The sequence below is a fragment of the Ekhidna lutea genome, from assembly GCF_900188325.1.
In the GTDB taxonomy this organism is placed as follows: domain Bacteria; phylum Bacteroidota; class Bacteroidia; order Cytophagales; family Cyclobacteriaceae; genus Ekhidna; species Ekhidna lutea.
The window spans coordinates 279063-298504 of the sequence record NZ_FZPD01000002.1; the positions used below are offsets into that span (position 1 = coordinate 279063).

Annotated in this window: 15 protein-coding genes; 3 read left to right on the forward strand and 12 right to left on the reverse strand. The window is 39.1% G+C overall.

What is annotated here, in order from left to right; all coding sequences use genetic code 11:
- Window positions 1-18 precede the first annotated feature (18 nt).
- The 8 genes from CHB71_RS05100 to CHB71_RS05135 form a co-directional block, all read right to left on the reverse strand.
- Complete coding sequence (locus CHB71_RS05100) at window positions 19-2436, reverse strand: TonB-dependent receptor (protein WP_089355823.1); 2418 nt, start codon at window positions 2434-2436, stop codon at window positions 19-21.
- A complete protein-coding gene (gene rpe, locus CHB71_RS05105) occupies window positions 2396-3049 on the reverse strand; it encodes a ribulose-phosphate 3-epimerase (RefSeq protein ID WP_089355824.1) in 654 nt (217 codons plus the stop codon). Before rpe ends, CHB71_RS05100 begins: the two co-directional genes overlap by 41 nt.
- Complete coding sequence (locus tag CHB71_RS05110) at window positions 3049-4695, reverse strand: S8 family serine peptidase (RefSeq protein WP_089355825.1); 1647 nt, start codon at window positions 4693-4695, stop codon at window positions 3049-3051. The genes rpe and CHB71_RS05110 overlap by 1 nt, the downstream gene beginning before the upstream one ends.
- Complete coding sequence (locus tag CHB71_RS05115) at window positions 4685-5347, reverse strand: hypothetical protein (protein WP_144017335.1); 663 nt, start codon at window positions 5345-5347, stop codon at window positions 4685-4687. Before CHB71_RS05115 ends, CHB71_RS05110 begins: the two co-directional genes overlap by 11 nt.
- Before the next feature lie 68 nt (window positions 5348-5415).
- Complete coding sequence (gene mnmA / locus CHB71_RS05120) at window positions 5416-6531, reverse strand: tRNA 2-thiouridine(34) synthase MnmA (RefSeq protein WP_089355827.1); 1116 nt, start codon at window positions 6529-6531, stop codon at window positions 5416-5418.
- Between the two features lie 92 nt (window positions 6532-6623).
- Window positions 6624-7478 (reverse strand): hypothetical protein, encoded by an 855-nt coding sequence (locus CHB71_RS05125; protein ID WP_089355828.1) that lies wholly within the window; start codon window positions 7476-7478, stop codon window positions 6624-6626.
- Window positions 7475-9319, reverse strand: a complete 1845-nt coding sequence (locus CHB71_RS05130; RefSeq protein WP_089355829.1) for a class I adenylate-forming enzyme family protein — start codon at window positions 9317-9319, stop codon at window positions 7475-7477. The genes CHB71_RS05125 and CHB71_RS05130 overlap by 4 nt, the downstream gene beginning before the upstream one ends.
- Window positions 9316-12168 carry an AMP-binding protein gene (locus tag CHB71_RS05135; protein WP_089355830.1) on the reverse strand — a complete coding sequence of 951 codons (2853 nt, stop codon included), beginning with the start codon at window positions 12166-12168 and terminating at the stop codon, window positions 9316-9318. The genes CHB71_RS05130 and CHB71_RS05135 overlap by 4 nt, the downstream gene beginning before the upstream one ends.
- A 318-nt stretch (window positions 12169-12486) precedes the next feature.
- Between CHB71_RS05135 and CHB71_RS05140 the strand changes: the two genes are divergently transcribed.
- Window positions 12487-14106, forward strand: a complete 1620-nt coding sequence (locus CHB71_RS05140; protein ID WP_089355831.1) for a sulfatase-like hydrolase/transferase — start codon at window positions 12487-12489, stop codon at window positions 14104-14106.
- A 233-nt stretch (window positions 14107-14339) separates the two neighbouring features.
- Here CHB71_RS05140 and CHB71_RS05145 read toward each other — a convergent pair whose 3' ends face one another.
- The gene (locus tag CHB71_RS05145) at window positions 14340-14978 is read right to left on the reverse strand and encodes a hypothetical protein (protein WP_089355832.1); all 639 of its coding nucleotides are present in this window, start codon (window positions 14976-14978) and stop codon (window positions 14340-14342) included.
- 66 nt (window positions 14979-15044) lie between these two features.
- Complete coding sequence (locus tag CHB71_RS05150) at window positions 15045-16016, reverse strand: phosphotransferase (protein ID WP_089355833.1); 972 nt, start codon at window positions 16014-16016, stop codon at window positions 15045-15047.
- A gap of 161 nt (window positions 16017-16177) precedes the next feature.
- Here CHB71_RS05150 and CHB71_RS05155 point away from each other — a divergent pair, with 161 nt between their 5' ends.
- Window positions 16178-17554, forward strand: coding sequence for a transglutaminase-like domain-containing protein (locus CHB71_RS05155; RefSeq protein WP_089355834.1), 1377 nt, complete (start codon window positions 16178-16180; stop codon window positions 17552-17554).
- A gap of 15 nt (window positions 17555-17569) precedes the next feature.
- On the opposite strand, the gene CHB71_RS05160 is transcribed toward CHB71_RS05155, so the two are convergent.
- Together CHB71_RS05160 and CHB71_RS05165 are read right to left on the reverse strand one after the other, a co-directional pair.
- Entirely contained in the window at window positions 17570-17833 is a 264-nt protein-coding gene (locus CHB71_RS05160) for a hypothetical protein (RefSeq protein WP_089355835.1), read from the reverse strand.
- A 105-nt stretch (window positions 17834-17938) separates the two neighbouring features.
- Window positions 17939-18328 (reverse strand): response regulator, encoded by a 390-nt coding sequence (locus CHB71_RS05165; RefSeq protein WP_089355836.1) that lies wholly within the window; start codon window positions 18326-18328, stop codon window positions 17939-17941.
- A gap of 196 nt (window positions 18329-18524) precedes the next feature.
- On the opposite strand from CHB71_RS05165, the gene floA reads away from it, so the two are divergent.
- The gene (gene floA, locus CHB71_RS05170; RefSeq protein WP_089356330.1) at window positions 18525-19427 is read left to right on the forward strand and encodes a flotillin-like protein FloA; all 903 of its coding nucleotides are present in this window, start codon (window positions 18525-18527) and stop codon (window positions 19425-19427) included.
- Window positions 19428-19442 lie beyond the last annotated feature (15 nt).

A 19442-nucleotide genomic window follows, 5' to 3' on the forward strand; every position in this document is an offset into this window, starting at 1 on the left:
AGATAGGTGATTGATCACCTAAAAGTCTGCAGAAATTCTGAGGTTCAAAAACCTTGCCGATAATGAATTTGGAATGGCAAGTTGTGATCCTGTCACATCTTGAATCCATGAATATGAAAGGGTGTTATCCGCCCCAAGAACATTCAATACTTCAGCTCTTAACCAAAAGGTTTTCAGGTATTTATGATTCTTCAATTCAAATGATTTGGAAAGGCCCATATCAATTCTATAATACTCATCTCCTGAAAAAATATTTCGTGCATTTATTTCATTAGGCGGGCCAAGCGGGTATCCGGAACCAAAAACAGAATTTACATAAACCCTGAGTGTTGGGTCGCTGGGTAAATGATCTTCGAAATAAAAAGCGAGGTTAATGTTCTGATCAGAAGGTCTTCGGATGAAGCCTTTGTCATCTTCAGCAATGTCTTCTTTTGTTTTTAAGATACCCAGGCTAAACCAGGATTGAGTGCCTCTAATGAATTCTCCATTGATTCTGAAGTCGAATCCATATGCGAAAGCATCTGCATCATTATTTGCGAAATATCGCAAGCGCACATTGTCAATATCGTAAGGAATTACATTGGTCAAAGATTTGTAATAGCCTTCGGCTGTGAATAGAAATGGACGGTTCCACCAGGTTATGATACGCTCCATTGCGCCAATAAAATGAAGGGATTGCTGTGCCTTTACATTTTCTCTAATTTCTCCACTTTGATCTCTTAATTCGCGATAGAATGGCGTTTGACTGTATTTGCCGATTGAAACCCGAAAGGAGGTTTCCTTTTCCCAATTCGTTTTAAATCGGTAAATAATACGAGGACTTATTAAAAGTTCTTCATTGTAGCTTAGACGGTTAACTCTAACTCCTGCATTTACTGCATGCATTGAGTCTTTTGAAAAGATTGTTGCTTGCGTGTATGCAGTTAATGTTGTTGTGTTTAGAGCCAATTCATTAAATGTACTCTCATTGATTGTTACAAATCCTGCCGAATCCAGAAATGCGTACTCATTTAATTCATCATCAATGATGTTTTTGTTGTAACCTATACCAGCTTCAAGTAGTGTCCAATCTGAAAGCAGGTATTCATTGCGCCACTCCATATTATAAATTTGAGCTTTCAACCGGTTTCTGCCATAGTTGAAGTTTGTGCCGATACCTCTTACAACCACGCATTCGTTGAAACTATTGGATCCGGGGTTGTTATCGATATCACATATGCGATATGCTCCTTCTACATTATAATTTTCTCGTTCTGAAGTGTATACGCCGGAGGCTATAAGCCTGCTTAAAAATCGATCTGACCATCTATGCGATAGGTTGAAGCCGCTTTGATAGGTGTCATAATCCAATTCCTCTCTCCCATCAAAAGCTGTTTGCACTCTTAGATTACTTGAAACAGAACCAAACTCAGTGGTTTGTGAAGCCGGCAAGGTGAGGTACCTGTTGCGACCATAAGCAAGCAACCAGTTGAGTTTTGTTCGATTAATTTGCTCACTATGATCGCCTGTCAAGTCAAACGTGAAAAAGGCTTGTGCATCTGTGTAAGAAGGTAGGTATTGGCCATCTGTTTCCAGGGTGTTAAGCAAATAGCGACTATCTCTGTGTCTCGCTCCGAAGAGGTACTGAACATCCTCGCTGATCCGATTTCCAATATAAGCTGAACCACCAAGGAGCCCTCCGTTTAGCTGACCCTCAAGTGACTCGGGTTCTTTGTAATCTATATTCAATGATGAGGAGAGTTTGTCTCCATATTTTGCTTCCCAGCCACCTGCATAAAAGCTTATATCCCCTACCAGGTCGGGATTGACAAAGCTAAGGCCTTCCTGCCTTCCGGCATTTGCCAGAAATGGTCGATAAACCGGTATATCATTAACGTATACAAGGTTTTCATCAAAATTTCCACCTCTTACATTGTATGCAGAAGATAGTTCATTATTTCCTGCTACGCCGGGAAGGGTGAGCAAGACCTTGTTGAAGTCGCCGAAAGCTGAAGGCAGGTTCTGAGCTGCCTTTGCATCGATTTTGGCAGCTGGATCAATGGCATCTCTTTCCCTTACACCCTCTACCTGTACATCATCCAATTGAGTGCTTCCGGAGGACATTAACACCTGAAGAACTTGTGTTTCACCTTCTTCCAGTAAAATGTCAATTTCCCTGGAATGGTATTGAACATGGGAAAAAACGAGTGTATGTTTTCCCGGTGAAAGGTTGATTTCAAAAACGCCATTGATATTAGAAATGGTACCAATAGAGCGGTCAGATTTAAGAATAATGTTTACAGAGGGGACTATTTCATTGCTTTCATCTACAATAACACCACGCACCCTTGTGACTTGCGCAGCAGCAATAATGCAGCTGATTGAAAAAATTAATGCCGTCGCTATCCGCAAGGTATCAGGCCTTTTTAAGGTTAGATATAGTTTGCCGTGGATCATCAGATTTAAAAACGAAACTTCCGGCCACTAACATATCTGCACCTGCATTAAATAGTTCACCTGCATTCTTGTCATTCACTCCTCCATCAATTTCGATAATGATCTCAGGGTTAGCCTGATCCACCATCTTTTTCAATTTTCTGACTTTATCGAATGTGGTTTCAATAAACTTTTGCCCCCCAAATCCCGGATTTACAGACATCAACAATACCAGATCCACATAAGGAAGAATCTCTTCCAATGCGCTTACTGGTCTATGTGGGTTGATTACAACACCTGCTTTTGCACCAAGTCTTCTGATCTCGGTAACTGTTCGGTGTAAATGCCTGCAAGCCTCTTCATGAACAGTGATGATCTCTGCTCCCGCCTTTATGCAATCCTCCAGATAAGGATCTGCATGTTCGATCATTAAATGGAAGTCCATGGGTTTCTTGGCATGCTGATGGATGGCCTGACACACAGGAAAGCCAAATGAAATATTTGGAACAAACACTCCATCCATAATATCGATGTGGATATAATCTGCTTCGCTGCTGTTGAGCATTTCAACTTCCTGCTGGATGTTGGCAAAGTCAGCAGCAAGAAATGATGGGGCGATTAGTTTTCGGGACATTAGAAATTGATGAGTTTGACGATCTTTTGATTATTTCCTATTTGCAAGAATAAGAAATAAACTCCTTGCTGACTACCGTCAATGTTTAATTCCATGTTTTCTTTAATGTCTTTCTTCTTGAAAGCCTTATTATACACCATAGATCCTTTGGGATCAATGACTTTAATGTTCATTCCTTTTTTAAACTTCCCTTCAGTAATGAGGTAGAGTGTATCTCCATTGAATGGGTTCGGATAGACAGTGACTTTATCTTCAAGAATATCTTCAACATTCAGAGCTGTCTCACCATTAACAGCGTACCAGTAATTAGGTACACCCCATCCTCTTAGGGTGTCAGGACTGTGATTTCTATGGCCAGAATTTTTAATTGCCTGTATGACCTCTTCGCTGGTCCAATCAGGATTGGCTTGCCAAATGCCAGCAGCAAAACCGGCAATTAGTGGCGATGCGAAACTAGTCCCGCTTCCTCTTACAATATTTCCTGACCCTCTGACCACAGCTGTATTACTACCGAAAGCTGCTACATCCGGTTTTATTCTTCCATCTGCGGTAGGCCCAACAGAACTGAACCCTGAATAGGAAAAATCCGGATCTACGCTACCTACGGTAAGGATACCAATGGCATCAGCTGGTGGAGTGATCCTTTTCCAGCTTTTATTTCCTTCATTCCCTGCACTAACAACAACGATTATCCCTTTTTCAGCAGCCTTGGTTGCAGCATACGCTACGACATTGGACTTTCCGTCCATGTCTTCGAATGTATAATTATGTTCATCGATATCAAATACCCTGTATCCTAAAGATCCGTTGATGACATCAGCGCCTAAACTGTCTGCATACTCAGCTCCGAGCAGCCAATTGTATTCTTCCACCCTGTTTTCGTCTTCATTATCCTCGGTGATGCAGAGTATAAATTCTGCCTCGTAAGCAGTACCATAAAGGTTTCCGGTAGCTGACACGAAATTTGAACTAATAATGGAAAAAACAGATGTACCATGATCTCCATATTGAAATACATTTCCTGAATTAGAAACAAAATCTTTGGTGGCAATAATGCGGTCGTTTTCCCATAAATGTTGAAAAGGTGTGTACTGATTTACTCCTCTATATCCATTGTCTAAAACTGCAATGCGCATACCCTGCCCTTTGATGTTATCACTATGCATATCGTCAGCACCTAACATTGCCAGTTGAATATCAGAATCTCCTCCGACAGAAGCTGGCTCTAAAAATTCAATTGGATCATCCGGGATATTGGTTTCAAAGGTGAGACGCGTGCCATTGGCAATCAGCGCAATACTATCAACAAATTCTAAAGCTGAGACTGAACTTATTTGATTTTCTTGAGCATTGATTAACGATCCGTTAATCCATCTGGAAGTAAAAAATACTTCAACACCTGTTGCTCGTAATCCGTCCACATATTCAGGATGAACAGGTAAATCTGTGTTGTCAATATCGATTCCTTGTTTTTCTCTGCGGTCGATTGCACGTTGAGTTAAAAACGCTTCAGGGCTGTCAATGGTATAAGAGTAGTTTTCACCAGTTTTGTCAGTGAAGTAAACAAAATATCGGTTTTTTGCCTGGTTGTACGCTGATGTACTAAGGCTTGCAAGAAAGATTATCAGAAGCAGCTTATTCTTCATTATTAATTTCAATTAATGTTTGTTTTAATGCTCTCCCTGCAATTATTTGCCCAATCTCTCCACAATCGCTAGAGGTACATTTTTTATATGTTAGATAGTCTTTTTCAACTAATCCCACATCACGAACGTATACTTCACTCTTTAAATCAATTCCAGTCACGTTCTCTTCAATATTTTCAATAATAACACGGATGTGATTGTCTATTGATACTGAATCTATCGCAGGGTTTTCTAACGTCTGGTAGTAATAAGTTACCTCACCTCTTGAATTTAAACTGTTTCCATCCCATTCCCTCCCCAGAGTTACAGGAAAGGTCAATTTGATAAAAGGAATGTTGTTTTCTGTGATGGAAAGATAGTTTGCTGTACGTGTGGCGGTCCATAGCGAATCACTTTCCCATTCTTCTGACTCGCTTGCTCGTATATCTCTTCTAATCAAGTAAGTAATTTGATCCAGAGCTGGAATAGAGTCAAAAATAGTCTCTCTTAGCTGGTAATAAGATGTGTCAAAACCGGAAATCTGATAGCGAATTTCTTTGACATCATAGATTTTATACTCTCCTGCATTTATTGGATAAAAATCATATCCGAGGACTTCAGGGCCTATTTCTTTGGTTTCATTGCAGGAGGACAGAATAGATAATATAATCAACAAGGAAATAAACATCCCCCTGCCCCCCTTCAAAGGGGGAATCCTCTCCGTTGATGAAATCGAAATTTTCAATTTTCTCTGTTCTGATGAAAGCTTGAAGTTATCCAACCGCCACCAATTACATCATCTCCTTCATAAAAAACTGCAGCCTGGCCGGGTGCAATTGCACTTACTCCATTGCCAAAATACACTTTCATTGTATCTCCGACCTGCTCAATAACGGCAGGATTGCCTTTATCATTGTATCGTACTTTAGTGACAGTGTCTTTTCGTTCTCCTTCGATGCTGGCATATTTCTGCATGTTAAGTTGCTTCACATACATACCATCTCTGCTCAATTCATCAAAAGTTCCAAGAATGACTCGATTCGTATCTTTCTGTATTTCAGTAACATATACAGGATAGCCTAAAGCAATTCCCAGTCCTTTTCGTTGACCTACAGTATAGAATGGATATCCTTCATGTTCACCTACAATCTCTCCGGATTCCAGCACAAATTCACCGCCGGCAACTTCCTTTTCCAGCTCTGGCACACGCCTTTTTAAGAATCCTCGATAATCATTGTCTGGCACAAAGCAGATCTCATATGATTCCGATTTAGAGACAAGCTCATAAAACTCGCGTTCTCGAGCCATATCGTAGATCTCTGATTTTTTCAGGTGCCCAAGTGGATACTTTGTTCGTGCAAGACTTTCTTGAGAGATACCCCAAAGTGCATACGATTGGTCCTTGTAACCGTCAACTCCTCTGGAAACAATATGCCTGCTATTTTCTTCACGGATATTTGCATAATGACCCGTTGCGATAAACTCACAGTCAAGCTTGTCTGCTCTTCTAAGCAAAGCATCCCATTTTATGTGTGTATTACACATCACACATGGATTTGGGGTCCTACCTGCAACGTATTCATCTGTGAAGTAATCGATCACAGCATCGCCAAACTCTTCTCTGATGTCAACAATAAAATGCGGGAATCCCAGACTTACTGCAATGTTTCGAGCGTCATTTATGGAGTCCAGGCTGCAACAGCCTGTTTCTTTACTACTTCCACCAGAGGTCTGATAGTCCCATGTCTTCATGGTCATTCCTATCACCTCGTATCCTTCTTCGTGTAGCATCACTGCGGCTAGTGAGCTATCAATGCCGCCGCTCATGGCGACTAAAATTCGTCCTTTTTTACTCATTGTTTCGTACTTCTGCCGGGTTCACAGCCACGGTTTATACAAATATTTGGTGCAAAGTTAACTGGTATTTTAGTTAATTAGTAATTAGTGGATTATTCATTGTGGATGCCGCTTATCCTTTTAAGGAGCCAGTCAGTATATACCTGTTCACCGATATCATTCATGTGGCTTACATCAAAATAATGAGAAAATGGGTGGCTATTAGGGTACGCAACGTATGTAAAGTCTGTTTGTCTTTTCACGCGTGTAAAAATTTCCTTATACTGGTTAGTTTGTCTAATAGAATCCTTCAAGGTTTCAAAATATGCAGGGAGTGGTATTTCAAAAACAATAAGTTTAGCATCGAATGCAGTTCTAAATGGTTTTAGCGATGAGGATGATCGAATGTTACTTCTCTTGACTAGAAAATTAGAGGTTCTCATTAAGGAATCAGGGTGAATACTACGAGTATTTTTATTTTGTATACCCTGCTCCATTATGCTTCCTGACCCATCAAGTATTTCCTTAATGTTCTGAAAACTTATGGTCTTTCTGAGAGAGAATGAATTTATATTTTTAATTAGGTCTATGAACAGATACGATTCCTGAATCAATAGGTAATCAGGATTATAATCAGCTAGTCTATCAATTAAAAGTTGGTTAGTGGTAAAATCCTCCAAAGCTGCTCCCGGAATGGGAACTTTTACAAATTCATAACTTATTGAATCTAGCTTCTTCATTTTTTGATTAAGAACAGGGCCATCACTGATTGCGTCCTTTCCATGTGAAGAACAAAGAAATACCACCTTTACTTCAGCATCACTTTTAGCATATGAATCGAATATATATTTAATCCGACCGTTAATAATATGCTCACGTATCACTTCTCTGAATTGCAAATTAGAAAAAAACAAGGCAGAAAAAACCATGATCACCACTCCCCAGACTCTTGGATGAGGATATTTCATTCTTTACCCATTTTATCTAACAAAATTGACTCAGCTGCAGAAAGACTGGTTATACTCATAATTTCTTTGGTCGATAGCTTCACGTTAAAAGTCTCTTCAATTCGTGTAGCAAGATGTAGATGAGCCAAAGAGTTCCACCCCTCTAATCGCCCTGATTCCATGTAATATTGATCTGGTTTAACATTACTATTGAATGACTCTTCCGCGAGCTTTAGCAAAGATGCCTTCAACTCACTTCCAATCGTTTTGCTGCCAGGGTTGTCGTCCGCTACCTGAATTGATTTTCGAACCTCTTCTTCAATAATTTTTCCAGAAGCCCCTCTCTTCAATGAACTGACAAAGTGAATCTGATTTGGGATATGCTCTTCGGCAACATGTTTGGATAAATATTGGATAACACCATTGCTATCGAGGCTTGATCCGTCATTCGAAACTAACGCAACAACTATTCTTTCTCCCCAGGTGTCATCTTTTTCACCAAAAACAAAAGAGTCCTGGATTTCTGGGTGCTGATTCAACACTTCGATTAGCTCTTCAGGATATGTATTAATACCACCCCTAATAATGACGCTCCCCCTCCTACCTTTAATATGGTAAAACCCTTCGCTATCCATAAAGCCCAAATCTCCGGTATAAAACCATCCCTCCGGATCTGGATTACTTCCCCGAATCAAATAAGAACTTATAATGTGTTGTCCTCGAATTACCAATTCTCCTACATCATTAGGTTCGACCGATTGCCCTTGCTCATCAACAATTTTAACTTCGGTATCAACAGGCTTACCAACTGTACCTATTTTAAAGCTGTCATCATTAGGACCACAAAAAAAACTTCCAGCCACCGTTTCAGAAAGGCCATAAACATTGACTACACGAACGTTAAACCGACTCATAAAGCTCGACCATAGATCTTCGTCCAGGTAAGCAGCAGTTGAAACAACAAATTTAAATTCATCGGTATCAAAGCTATCTTCCAGTCCACTTCCAAAATCATTTATAAGCTTAAGAATAGTAGGAACGGCCACAAAATGTGATACTCTATGCTTATAAATTGAAAGCATCAATTCTTCAATTTTCTGAATCTCAAACTCAAGTGGTTTAGACAAGGTGATACCGCTATACATGGCTAAAAATGGACCCTGAAAAAGTCCATCCCCATGAAAAATGGGCAGCACATTGGATATCACAGACGAATCATTCAATTGGTAGTGAACAGACAATGTTCTTAAGTGACTTAGTATATTCCCATGAGTTAACGGTACCCCTTTCGGGTCCGCTGTAGTTCCTGACGTAAATAAAATGATTGCAATAGAGTCAGGATCAATTTTCGGAAAAGAGTCAAGCAGTTCAAGCTTATTGATCCAGGAATAAAATGTCTGTTTCTGATTTACCTGCTTCTTTTTTAGAAGCTTACCAACAACCCCCTTTTCGGAATTCTTTGCAGAGTGTATATCGATGTTAATTATCGCTGGCTGCAACTCCCATTCTGCAACCTTATCACCGTCCACAATCCAACCATCTATTTTCGCGACGGACAATATATTATCTAATCTCCGCTTCTTTGTCTTAGGGTCAAAAAGCAACACAGATACCCCGACAGACATCAATCCAGCGATAGTTGATATTAACTCAAATTCATTTGAAAGAGAAACCAAAACAGTTTTCCCTTTAAGTTCATTGACTTGTCCAAAATGGCCAATCGCCTTTACCTGATCTAAAAGTTGTTTGTAAGTAAATTTCGTTTTTTCAGAAATCAGAAAAACACGATCCTTACAATTAGGCTGATCTAGTTTATGAAATAAGTCGGATATGAATTCTATCCGATTCATTGTTACGCTCATACGGTTAGTTTAGGATTTTTTAATTCAACATTTCCTCTGCCATTTCTTGTCAGCGCATTGACAAACTCAATTATCGGCACTTTGGAATTGCCTATTTTCTTTCTCACGAAGGATTTTATATCTGTTTCAACTTCTGCTCTGGCTTTTGTATCCTTTTTCAAAAGAATTGATGCCAAAATGGACTCAGCTTCTTCATGATCTAATTTCGACACTTCAACATCAAGTATGTCAGGATGTGACAACAGCGTATCTTCGACTTCTGACAGGTATACTACATTCCCAGAATCATCTTTTATGATATTCCGCTCCCTGCCCTTTAAGAAAAAGTTTCCCATACTATCTTGGACAGCAAGATCACCAGTGTATAGCCAGCCATTTTTTATAGTAAGATCACTTTTGTTGTCTTTACGGAGGTACCCAGACATCAACCTGTCATTGAAGATTCGTAAACGACCAACATTCCCTGATTCAATTACATTATCCTCCGAATCAACAATTTGTGATATAGAATCAACCGGAATTCCTATCGAAACTTCTCCAACATTACTGGTACTTTCGGGTGTTTCCCCTATGCATAGTCCGCTGGTTTCAGTTAATCCATAGTAATTAAGGATTCGAATATTGAATAAATTCTCGAATTGAGTCACTAACGTTGGAGATAAATTAACGCCGGTGCATAAGACCTGTCTAAGTGATTTTAATGAGTTTTGAATTCGCTCTCCAAGACTATTGAATTGCTTAATTAACGCGGGAGTACACGTAAGAAGCGTCGCTTTCGATTCTTCAATACCCTGAATTATAGAAAGGATGTTGTTTGGTCCTGAAAAGGAAGGAATGACAATGGTAGTTCCGGAAAAGCTTGTTGCAATTGCGATGTTTCTTAATCCACTCATTGAGTCCAATTCTGTAACCATCACTAGTCTATCGCTTGGATTCCATCCATATGTTTCTGCAAAGACTTTTCCACTTTTAAACAGGGTTTCCTGACTTAGCTGAATGCCTTTTGGCTTCCCGGTACTACCTGAAGAGTATAAAGTAACTGCAATATCATCAGGCTCAGGAATTGAAGTTTGGTCAATAGGATCTTCAGGACCAGACTCCAACCAATTACTAAAATATTTTTCGTCTGGGATCTGGTCATTTTCATTATCCAAAACAACCGCAATTACATCATCAATTTTTTCCCTGGATTGAAGAAATGTAATTGAATCAAGAAAGAGATACTTAGCATCTCTTTCATTGAATAGTTCTATTCTTGTTTCAAGCGGAATTTCCGTGCTCACAACACTTACCTCAATACCAAGTTCTAAAGCTGACCAAAGAATGAGCAAGGCTTCAAAATGAGGCTTGGAGCAAATAAAAACACAATCCCCCCGACCTACATTATTGTCTATAAAACGTGATTTAATTGAAGACGTTAGATACGTTACATCTTCAATAGCCAGTTCAGAGCCTTCCGCCAGATCTACAATTACAGGTTTTTCTGATTGCTTGTAAAGCCCTTGCCTTTGATGATAAAAAGTCTGCTGTTTCTTAGAAGGAAGAAATGGTATAGCGGAATGAAACAACTGAAGATTGACAGCTTCTTCCGTTAATGGAAGCACATGTATTATCTCACTATCTAATAATCGATCAAGTATTTGTACTAGTAAGTCTGAAGATATTCTCAACTTATCTTCTATCTCAGCGATTGTATAATTGTGTTGAGCTAGATATAGCACTTGCACTTCCTGCGATGATAATGGGTATTCTATTAGATGCTCAACACGCTTACGATAGATAGGATGTCTTTCCAGCATTTTTCCAACAGCACCATTCAAATAATTTTCATCCACATTTACTTTTCCTCTATTCAAGTCAATGGTTAAATAAGGATTTACAATGATTCGATCATTGTCCTCTAATTCAGGTTTATAAGGTGCGATATTCCAGCTAATATCTTCCGGCAATAGGGCAATTAGACCATTGTAATCTGATGTGTTTGGCTTGCTTTCAATCTCTTTTGACACTTTTAAATCGAACAACTGCGGCTCTGAAAGCACATAAGATTTCCATGAAGTATTGGTCAATCGCTTTTCAAAAAACCGTGCCCACTCTGTACCATGGAGTTGCTTCTCCCCTCTTTCAAAAAATGGGTCAGGTTCTGAATTTGTAAGATGAATATGTGGAAATATCAGCGCTCCATCATCTTGGGTGATACGAAGTAGTTCTGAAACCAGGCTGGTTTGATCATAGCGATGCAGTGTGTCCAGTCCGTATATCACTTTAAATGTGTTATCTGCAAATGGGAGTTGCTTATTAATATCGAGATGCAGAAACATTAAGTTCTCAGGTCTTTTGCAATTGTTTAACCAATAGTCAAAACCAGCATAGCCTAACACATCCTTATTACCTTCCCATACTGATACAATCGTTTGTTCCGGAAACAATGAGGCTAGAAAATAGCCCGTCCAGCCGGTTCTGCACCAGGTATCTAAAATCAAATCGCCAGGCTCAAGTAGCTTGCTTTTTAAATCGGAAATGAAAGGACAAAAGGATCTGGACGATTCATTAAAGGGTTGAAACGCAGAATATGGATCTATTAGTTTACGTGAAATCTTATTGCTAATAAACTTTAGATACTCATCTCTTTTTTGCTCTATCCTATTCCTAAAGTAATCCAAGAAACTCCTTTCGTCAGAATGATATGCGATTTCCTTCTCAGTATAATAAACAATGCCATTTACAACAGGAACGACCGTTTGGCAATGGTTACATTTTATTACTGAATCAGTCTGATCAAACTCTTTAGATGAAGAAGAATATGCAAAGTCATTTGAGCAATTAGGACAGATGAGTGGCGGTAACATGGTGATAAATTAATTCAATATTAATCATCCATATCAATTAAGTAAGAATAGCTCTAAACTTTTTCTTAAGAAAATCACGTAATTGCAACAATCCTAAGTATTAAAGGTCAGGCGATAAATGCATCTTTGATCAATCCAGACTAAATACGCTTGCTCATGTAACGAGCTGGCTCTCGATATACTAAATCAATCTATTTCTATTTGCAAATTGTAATTATTTTATAATTTAAGTTTGAAGTATAGTATTTAAATCATCATATCTTGGTTTTGATTTGTCTTAAAAGAATTATAATCTCAATTCCTATTCTTATTGGGGTAATGGTAAATAACTGTTATTCCCAAGATGCTCCTCCTAATGTTGTGATTTTATTAATCGACGATTTAGGTTGGGGGGATTTTGGCTTTTATGGTAATCCATTTAATGTCACACCCAATATCGATTCAATCTGCAATCATTCACTTGTATATAAAAAAGCATATGCAAACTCACCCGTTTGTTCGCCATCAAGAGCAGCTTTGATTACTGGGAAATATCCATTTAATGTTGGAATTAGAACTGCTATAAATGATGACCATGATAAAAATATGGCAAAGAATCAGGTCGATTATTTAGATCCTGAAATTCCAAACATTTACCAAATATTTGCATCACATGGCTATACTACTGGCCATTTTGGGAAATGGCATTTAGGAGGCACAAAAGATTCTCCGGTGCTTTCTGAATATGGTATTGATTTTTATAAATCTGATCAACTCCATGATCCTGATTATTATATTGGCAAAGAAATTTATGGGAGAAACTTTAGACCAACTGCCTCATCCTTTTTGGTAGACTTGAGTATAGATTTTTTGAATAATTCATCCGAAAATCCACTGCTACTTAATCTATGGTTTTCCGATGTACATGCTTACCTAAACCCTTCACAGGAACAGATTGATAGACTACAGCTATTTGATTTTTATGATCAGCTGACTGATAAACAAAAAATCTATCTGGCAGCACTTCATGAGTTGGATATTCAGGTTGGTCGGCTAGTGAAAAATATCCCGGACAATACCTTATTAATAATAACTAGTGATAACGGACCAGAAACAGAAGCAATTTCCAAAGCATCCCACAGTGCGGCTGGCTATGTTGGAAATCTGAGAGGTAAAAAAAGGAGTCTCTTTGAAGGTGGTATCCGAATCCCTCTGATAATCAATTGGCCCGAAAAAATTAGTAAAGGAGTTAACAACTTTACAGAAATTGCACACATTGACCTCCTCCCTACCTTAATCGATTTTGTATTGTCCGATTCAGAAACAGACAATGGAAATTTTGAATTTGATGGTGAAAGTATGGCGGAAAGTTTTTTTAATCAATCCTTTAATAGAGAAGCGCCCATTTATTGGGAATATGGGTTCCCTTATCATGGAAACGAAATAAACAAAAGTCTTCCGTTTGCTATACTAAATGGAAAGAGAAAAATATTCTTTGACGCTTCATATAATGAAATTCAAGAATATAATTTACAGTCTAACCCCCAGGAAAACGCTAATATTTTCGACCCAAAAAACTGTATTACTTTAAAGTTGATTAATGAATCAAAAGAAGAGTTTGGTTCATTGCTATCACAGGAGGGTTTTTTTCTCGAAAATGAATGGAAACGGTGCAATGAATCAGTAACATCTCTTGATTATGAGATCGAGCAAAATATTTCCATTTATCCAAATCCTTTTGAAAAGGAAATTAACGTTTCTTTCCCTGAAAATAAGTTGAAAGAGTTTGAGTTAAGAATTTCCAATGCTATTGGCAAAATAGTTTTTATTGAAAATAAAGCAGAAAACATGGATAACCTTAAAATTGATTTGTCCAACCTCAATCAAGGTCTGTATTTTTTGGAAATTCGTCATCAGAATGGCCTTAAACTCATTAAGCTTATTAAATCAAATCACTGATCTGGTTGGGTAACTGATTTAGTTATTTACAATAATCATCATTGAGAGTGTTCTACCAATTGAATTCTTTTCATCAAAAGACTGCATTGCGATCTCTGTGACTTGAGCTCACCATAGCTCGAATGCATTCAATGTAATGGTTAATTAATAGCAGATGAATCTCGACAAGCGAAAAAGTGCCTTAACTAGGCATGATCCAAATATCTGGGTGTCATGATATTATTGATTGCATTTTAATACTTCAATACCCATACATTTCCAAAGTTGCTAAAAGAAGATAAGGCAGCCTCTGCTTGAGCCCAGGTCTCATAATCGCCAACAGAAATCCCATGAAAGGGTAACTCATTGTAGTTGTGCTGCACCAGCTTTACACTAGTTCCTTCCTGGGCTAATTTTTTGGCATAGTCCATGGCCAGGTCATCGTCTATACTACTCGATACGATCACATAGAATCGCTCGGTGGGTGAGCTTACTGTTTCTACTACACCTGCCGCAATCCGTGCTTCTCTTGCGGCTATCTCCTCCAGTTTAGCATTAACCAGAGCTAGTTGATCTTTAGGATATTGTTCGTTTGGTAAAAAAGTTGAGGCATTTGTATACAGAGACTGTGCCGTTTGCCAATCTTCCGAGTCAAAAGCATCATCAGCGTCCGTAATTAGCTGATCGTATCGAGCTTTCCGTTTCGCAGCTTCTTCCTGTCTCTTTTTCTCTGCTTCAGCTTGTGCTATTTGCTCCAGGCGTGCTTGTTCCTTCGCCTCTTGTTCAGGTTTATACATCCCAAAATACCAGGCTGCAGTCAAACCGGCTAAAACAACCACAATGATGACAATGATGCCTGTGGTTTTACTGCTATTGTTAGAATACTCACTCATTCGTTTAAATTTCTTTTAATTAAAGGTAACTAAATGTACAAGACTGCTATATCTCACTATGAAAAATCATTTAATAGAGACCTCATCAAGCACTTCCTGTGCGAGCCTCTCGCTATACCCATGCATTTTCCAATGCCCCGGATTCCATCCATCCAGAAAACGATAAAAATCAGCCCATGCATATTTATACAATCCCATCCATTCCTTTTTAACTAACTGAAAATCAATGTTTTTATCCAGTGATATTTGAAGTTGATTAAAATAGTGATTCAGTAATTCGTCTTCATAGGTTTCGCATTGAGCCTCATCAAAGCAACTGCTAATAAAATAGGCAACATCTTTCATTCCACACCCTTTACCAATATACTGAAAATCAACTGCTGCAACTGATACTTCATTGCTAAAACAAAAATTTGCCAACTTAGCATCACCATGAACCAATGTTTGGAACAATGCATTTTTTAATCTGTCATCTATCTGCTTCGCAGCATTTTTTAGGGTGATATTTTCCATCCGTGCCAATTCATCCGGTCTTGTATCCAGATGCCAGTAGCTACCTGTGGGCCAGAGTCCTTCAGGCTCTGTTCCCATGAAAGTGGCATGAAAATGAGCCAACCAACTAAGGCATGTTTTAACATGGATTAAATTAACTGATTCAATATCCGGTCTGATAGAATATCCACTGGCATCAAGGTCTTCCATAAGCAGTAATAGCTCGCTTTCCTCTTCAATAATTTGATGGCATTGCGGTATTTTACTATGTTCATTTGTATACTGAGAATAATGCCGATACCATTGGCACTCAACTTGATATGATTTAAGCTTTCGCTGATGAGATAAGGGTGTACTCCACCCTTTGGGATGATGTGGTTTGGCTGGAAATTGGATATGTTTGACAATGACGCTTTTGTACTTCCCTCCTTCCAAAAAATACCTTTTGATTCCACCATATTCGCTCCAAAGTGATTGGACCGACTGTACACTGAGTATTGCTGAAGCCTCCGTGTTATTTAGAATGACTTCCTGTATTTGCTGCATAAACTAAATAATGGATATCAAGTATAGCTATTATGAAGCATGCTCGTCAAAAATTCTAAAAAATTGATGAGGTTTCGAATCTTCCTTGCAGAATAAATTAGATATGTAATTACTGTCAACCAGTGCTTGGTATCCATGAAACGATTCAGTACTTTTTCTACATGAAGCGCTCTCATTTCTCCAAAAGCATACGAATATTAAAAGCTACTTGCTTTTTCACGCTGATCATTTATTTAACAGGATGCAACGCAAAAGCAGATAAGCAACCACAGAAAACGCCAAAGAGCAAGGTCACAGTCGAAGATGTAGATCGTGGAATACGAGCACACATAAACAAAGAAGTAGCTGTCAGCAACGGATACTTTCGCTATGAAGGGGATACCGCAACATTCGACCTTAAATTGGTACGTGTGCATACAGAATACCTTTCTGTCTTAGGACCCAATGAGTTTTTTGCATGTGTCGATCTGGCAACCTCTGAAGGTGACGTTTACGACGTAGACTTCTTCCTTAAAGGAACCGCTGATAGTATGATCGTGACTCAAACCAACCTTCATAAGCTAAATGGAAAACCGTACTACACCTGGAAGCAAGCAAAAGACAAAACCTGGTCTACAGTACCGGTTAAGAGCGCTTCCAACGAGCTACTTGGTGTCATTGAAGGTCAAGATCGGTTTTCTTTTACCTACAAAGTGACATTACCTGAACTAACAAATAATGCAAAGCTGTGGTTGCCATTGGCACAGAATGATCGTTTTCAGCAAATCGAATCAAAACAGATCAATGCTCCAGTAGGCTACAAGATCATCAAAGAAGTAGATTTTGGTAACGAAATACTATTTATGGAGCTCACTCCAGCACACAGTGGTAGTATCGTCAGTGTATCTTATGAAGTCATTCGTGAGGAAAAATATCCGTACAGAGAGGATCATTTAAACCTTGACCAATACCTGACTAGCACCCCTCTCATTCCATTGACAGATCGATTTTCAACCATAGCGAATGAGGTGATTACTGAACGAAATGCAAACACTCCTTTAACCGAGGCAAGAGCATTATATGATTACATTATTGATAACATGAGATATGCAAAGCAAGGGACTTATGGAACAGGCGATGCGAATTATGCTTGTGACAGCAAGTCAGGTAACTGCACGGAGTTTCACTCTTTCTTTATAGCGTTAGCAAGGTCTGTTGGTATTCCGGCCAGGTTTGCTGTTGGAGCATCCATCCCATCAGAAAGAAATGAAGGTGGTGTGAATGGCTACCATTGCTGGGCAGAATTTTATGCGGATGGAAAATGGTGGCCTGTAGATATAAGTGAAGCAAATAAATATACGCCATTGGCAACCTATTATTTCGGACATCATCCGGCCAATAGAATAGAATTGAGTCAGGGTCGGAACCTTCAATTCAGTCCGGGACCCGCTTCCGGGCCAGTACCATTCCTGGCCTACCCCATTCTTGAAGTAAATGAGGAGCCAGTCAATGTAAAGACAACTTTCTCATTTGAGAGAAAGTCTGATTCATCTAATTAAATTTAAAGCAAGTGTTTATTCATTGCCTTCTGTAGCTGTACTATCAGCTTCTGCCTCATCACCGGTTGGGTGCTCGCCACTAGGGTGCTCATCACCTTCAGCAGACGGATGCTCATCTGATGCCGCCTCTTCTTCAGCAGCTTCAGCAGGCTCTTCTGTTTGATCACTACTTTCTTCTGATTGGCTTCCTCCCGTGCATGAAATCATAGTACTTGCTGTGAAAAGCACAGCTAATAACATCGCAATCAGAGATTTTAAGGTTTTGGTTAGCTTTTTCATAATTTAAATGTTCTGTTTTTTCAATGAGGCAGAAAGCTAAACGTATTTTGAACTAAATTGAAATGAATCATCGAGAATTAAGGAAGGGTCAGTAGAATGAAAAGCTTATTTCAACAGCAATTTTACTATTTCGTTAATCATCCGAAGGGACAAAGGTTTAAATTTCAAATCAGATACAAGCACATTTTCTTCAGCCAGTTTTTGATCTCTGGGGTCAATGGATGATGTAAGCATGACTACTTTGTCAACCGCTTTATTTTGATTTTTCGTTGCGTAAAGCCTTAAAAATTCCCACCCGTCCATTACAGGCATATTAATGTCAAGAAGGATCAAAGAACCCTTTTCTTCATCAGGCCTTTTGTTGAGATAGTCCAGTGCTTCCAATGGAGAGGAGAAGATTACAACTTCATCAACAACATTCGATCGCTCGATGGTGAGCTTGTTAAGGAAATTAGTTTGCTTGTCATCATCTATGAGTACGATTCGCTTCTTCATCTATCTACCTAAGGCTTGAAAAGTTATTCCAACAGGCAAACTAGTACTATTTATAATGAGATTTCTAAGATATTTTAATAATCTAAGAAAATCACGCTTCAGTGAGGTAGATAAATTTTTAAACTCAAGGGTATCAAAGCACATCACAAATAGGTGTACCTTCCCCACATCTTATAAAAATCGATCCTTAGATCCTATGGAAGTACAAACGTTGATTATAATAGGATCGGTTGTAGCTGCTTTATGGCTGATTCTCTTCATTTTTCCTGTTAGTTTATGGGTTACTGCCATCTTCTCCGGCGTGAAAGTTAATCTACTGGATCTGGTATTTATGCGATTTCGAAAAGTGCCACCAACACTCATTGTAAACTCTTTGATTCTTGCGGTAAAAGCCGGAATTAAAGACGTCAATACTCAGCTATTTGAAACCCATTATCTAGCTAGTGGAAACCTGAGCAAGGTTGTCAAAGCACTTATTGTTGCAGATAAAGCAAACCTCCCACTATCATTCAAGCAAGCTACTGCCATTGACCTTGCTGGCCGAGACGTTTTGGAAGCCGTTCAAATTTCTGTCACCCCGTATATGATCATTGTGCCGGCTATTTCAGGCATATCTGCCGACGGCATTCAGCTGATCGCTGTTGCTCGCGTGACCGTACGGACCAATATTCAACAACTGGTCGGTGGTGCTGGCGAGGAAACCATTAAAGCGCGTGTTGGCCAGGGGATTATCTCCAGAATGGGTGAAGCTACAAACTATAGAATTGTATTGGAAAAGCCTGAAGAAATATCAAAGCGTGTACTCGCTGCAGGTCTTGATGCCGGCACAGCCTATGAAATATTATCCATTGATATCGCAGACATCAATATCGGACAAAATATTGGAGCTAAACTACAGATTGATCAAGCCTCTGCAGATTTGGAAGTGGCTAACGCCAAGGCAGAAGAACGACGAGCAATGGCTGTAGCTGAAGAGCAGGAAATGCTTGCAGAGATTCAGAAAGCAAGGGCTGCCGTTATAGAAGCTGAAGCTGAAATACCTGCCGCGCTTTCTATGTCTTTTAGAAGGGGGCAACTATTGACAAGATTGAAAAAGTAGCTACTCTTAACCGAG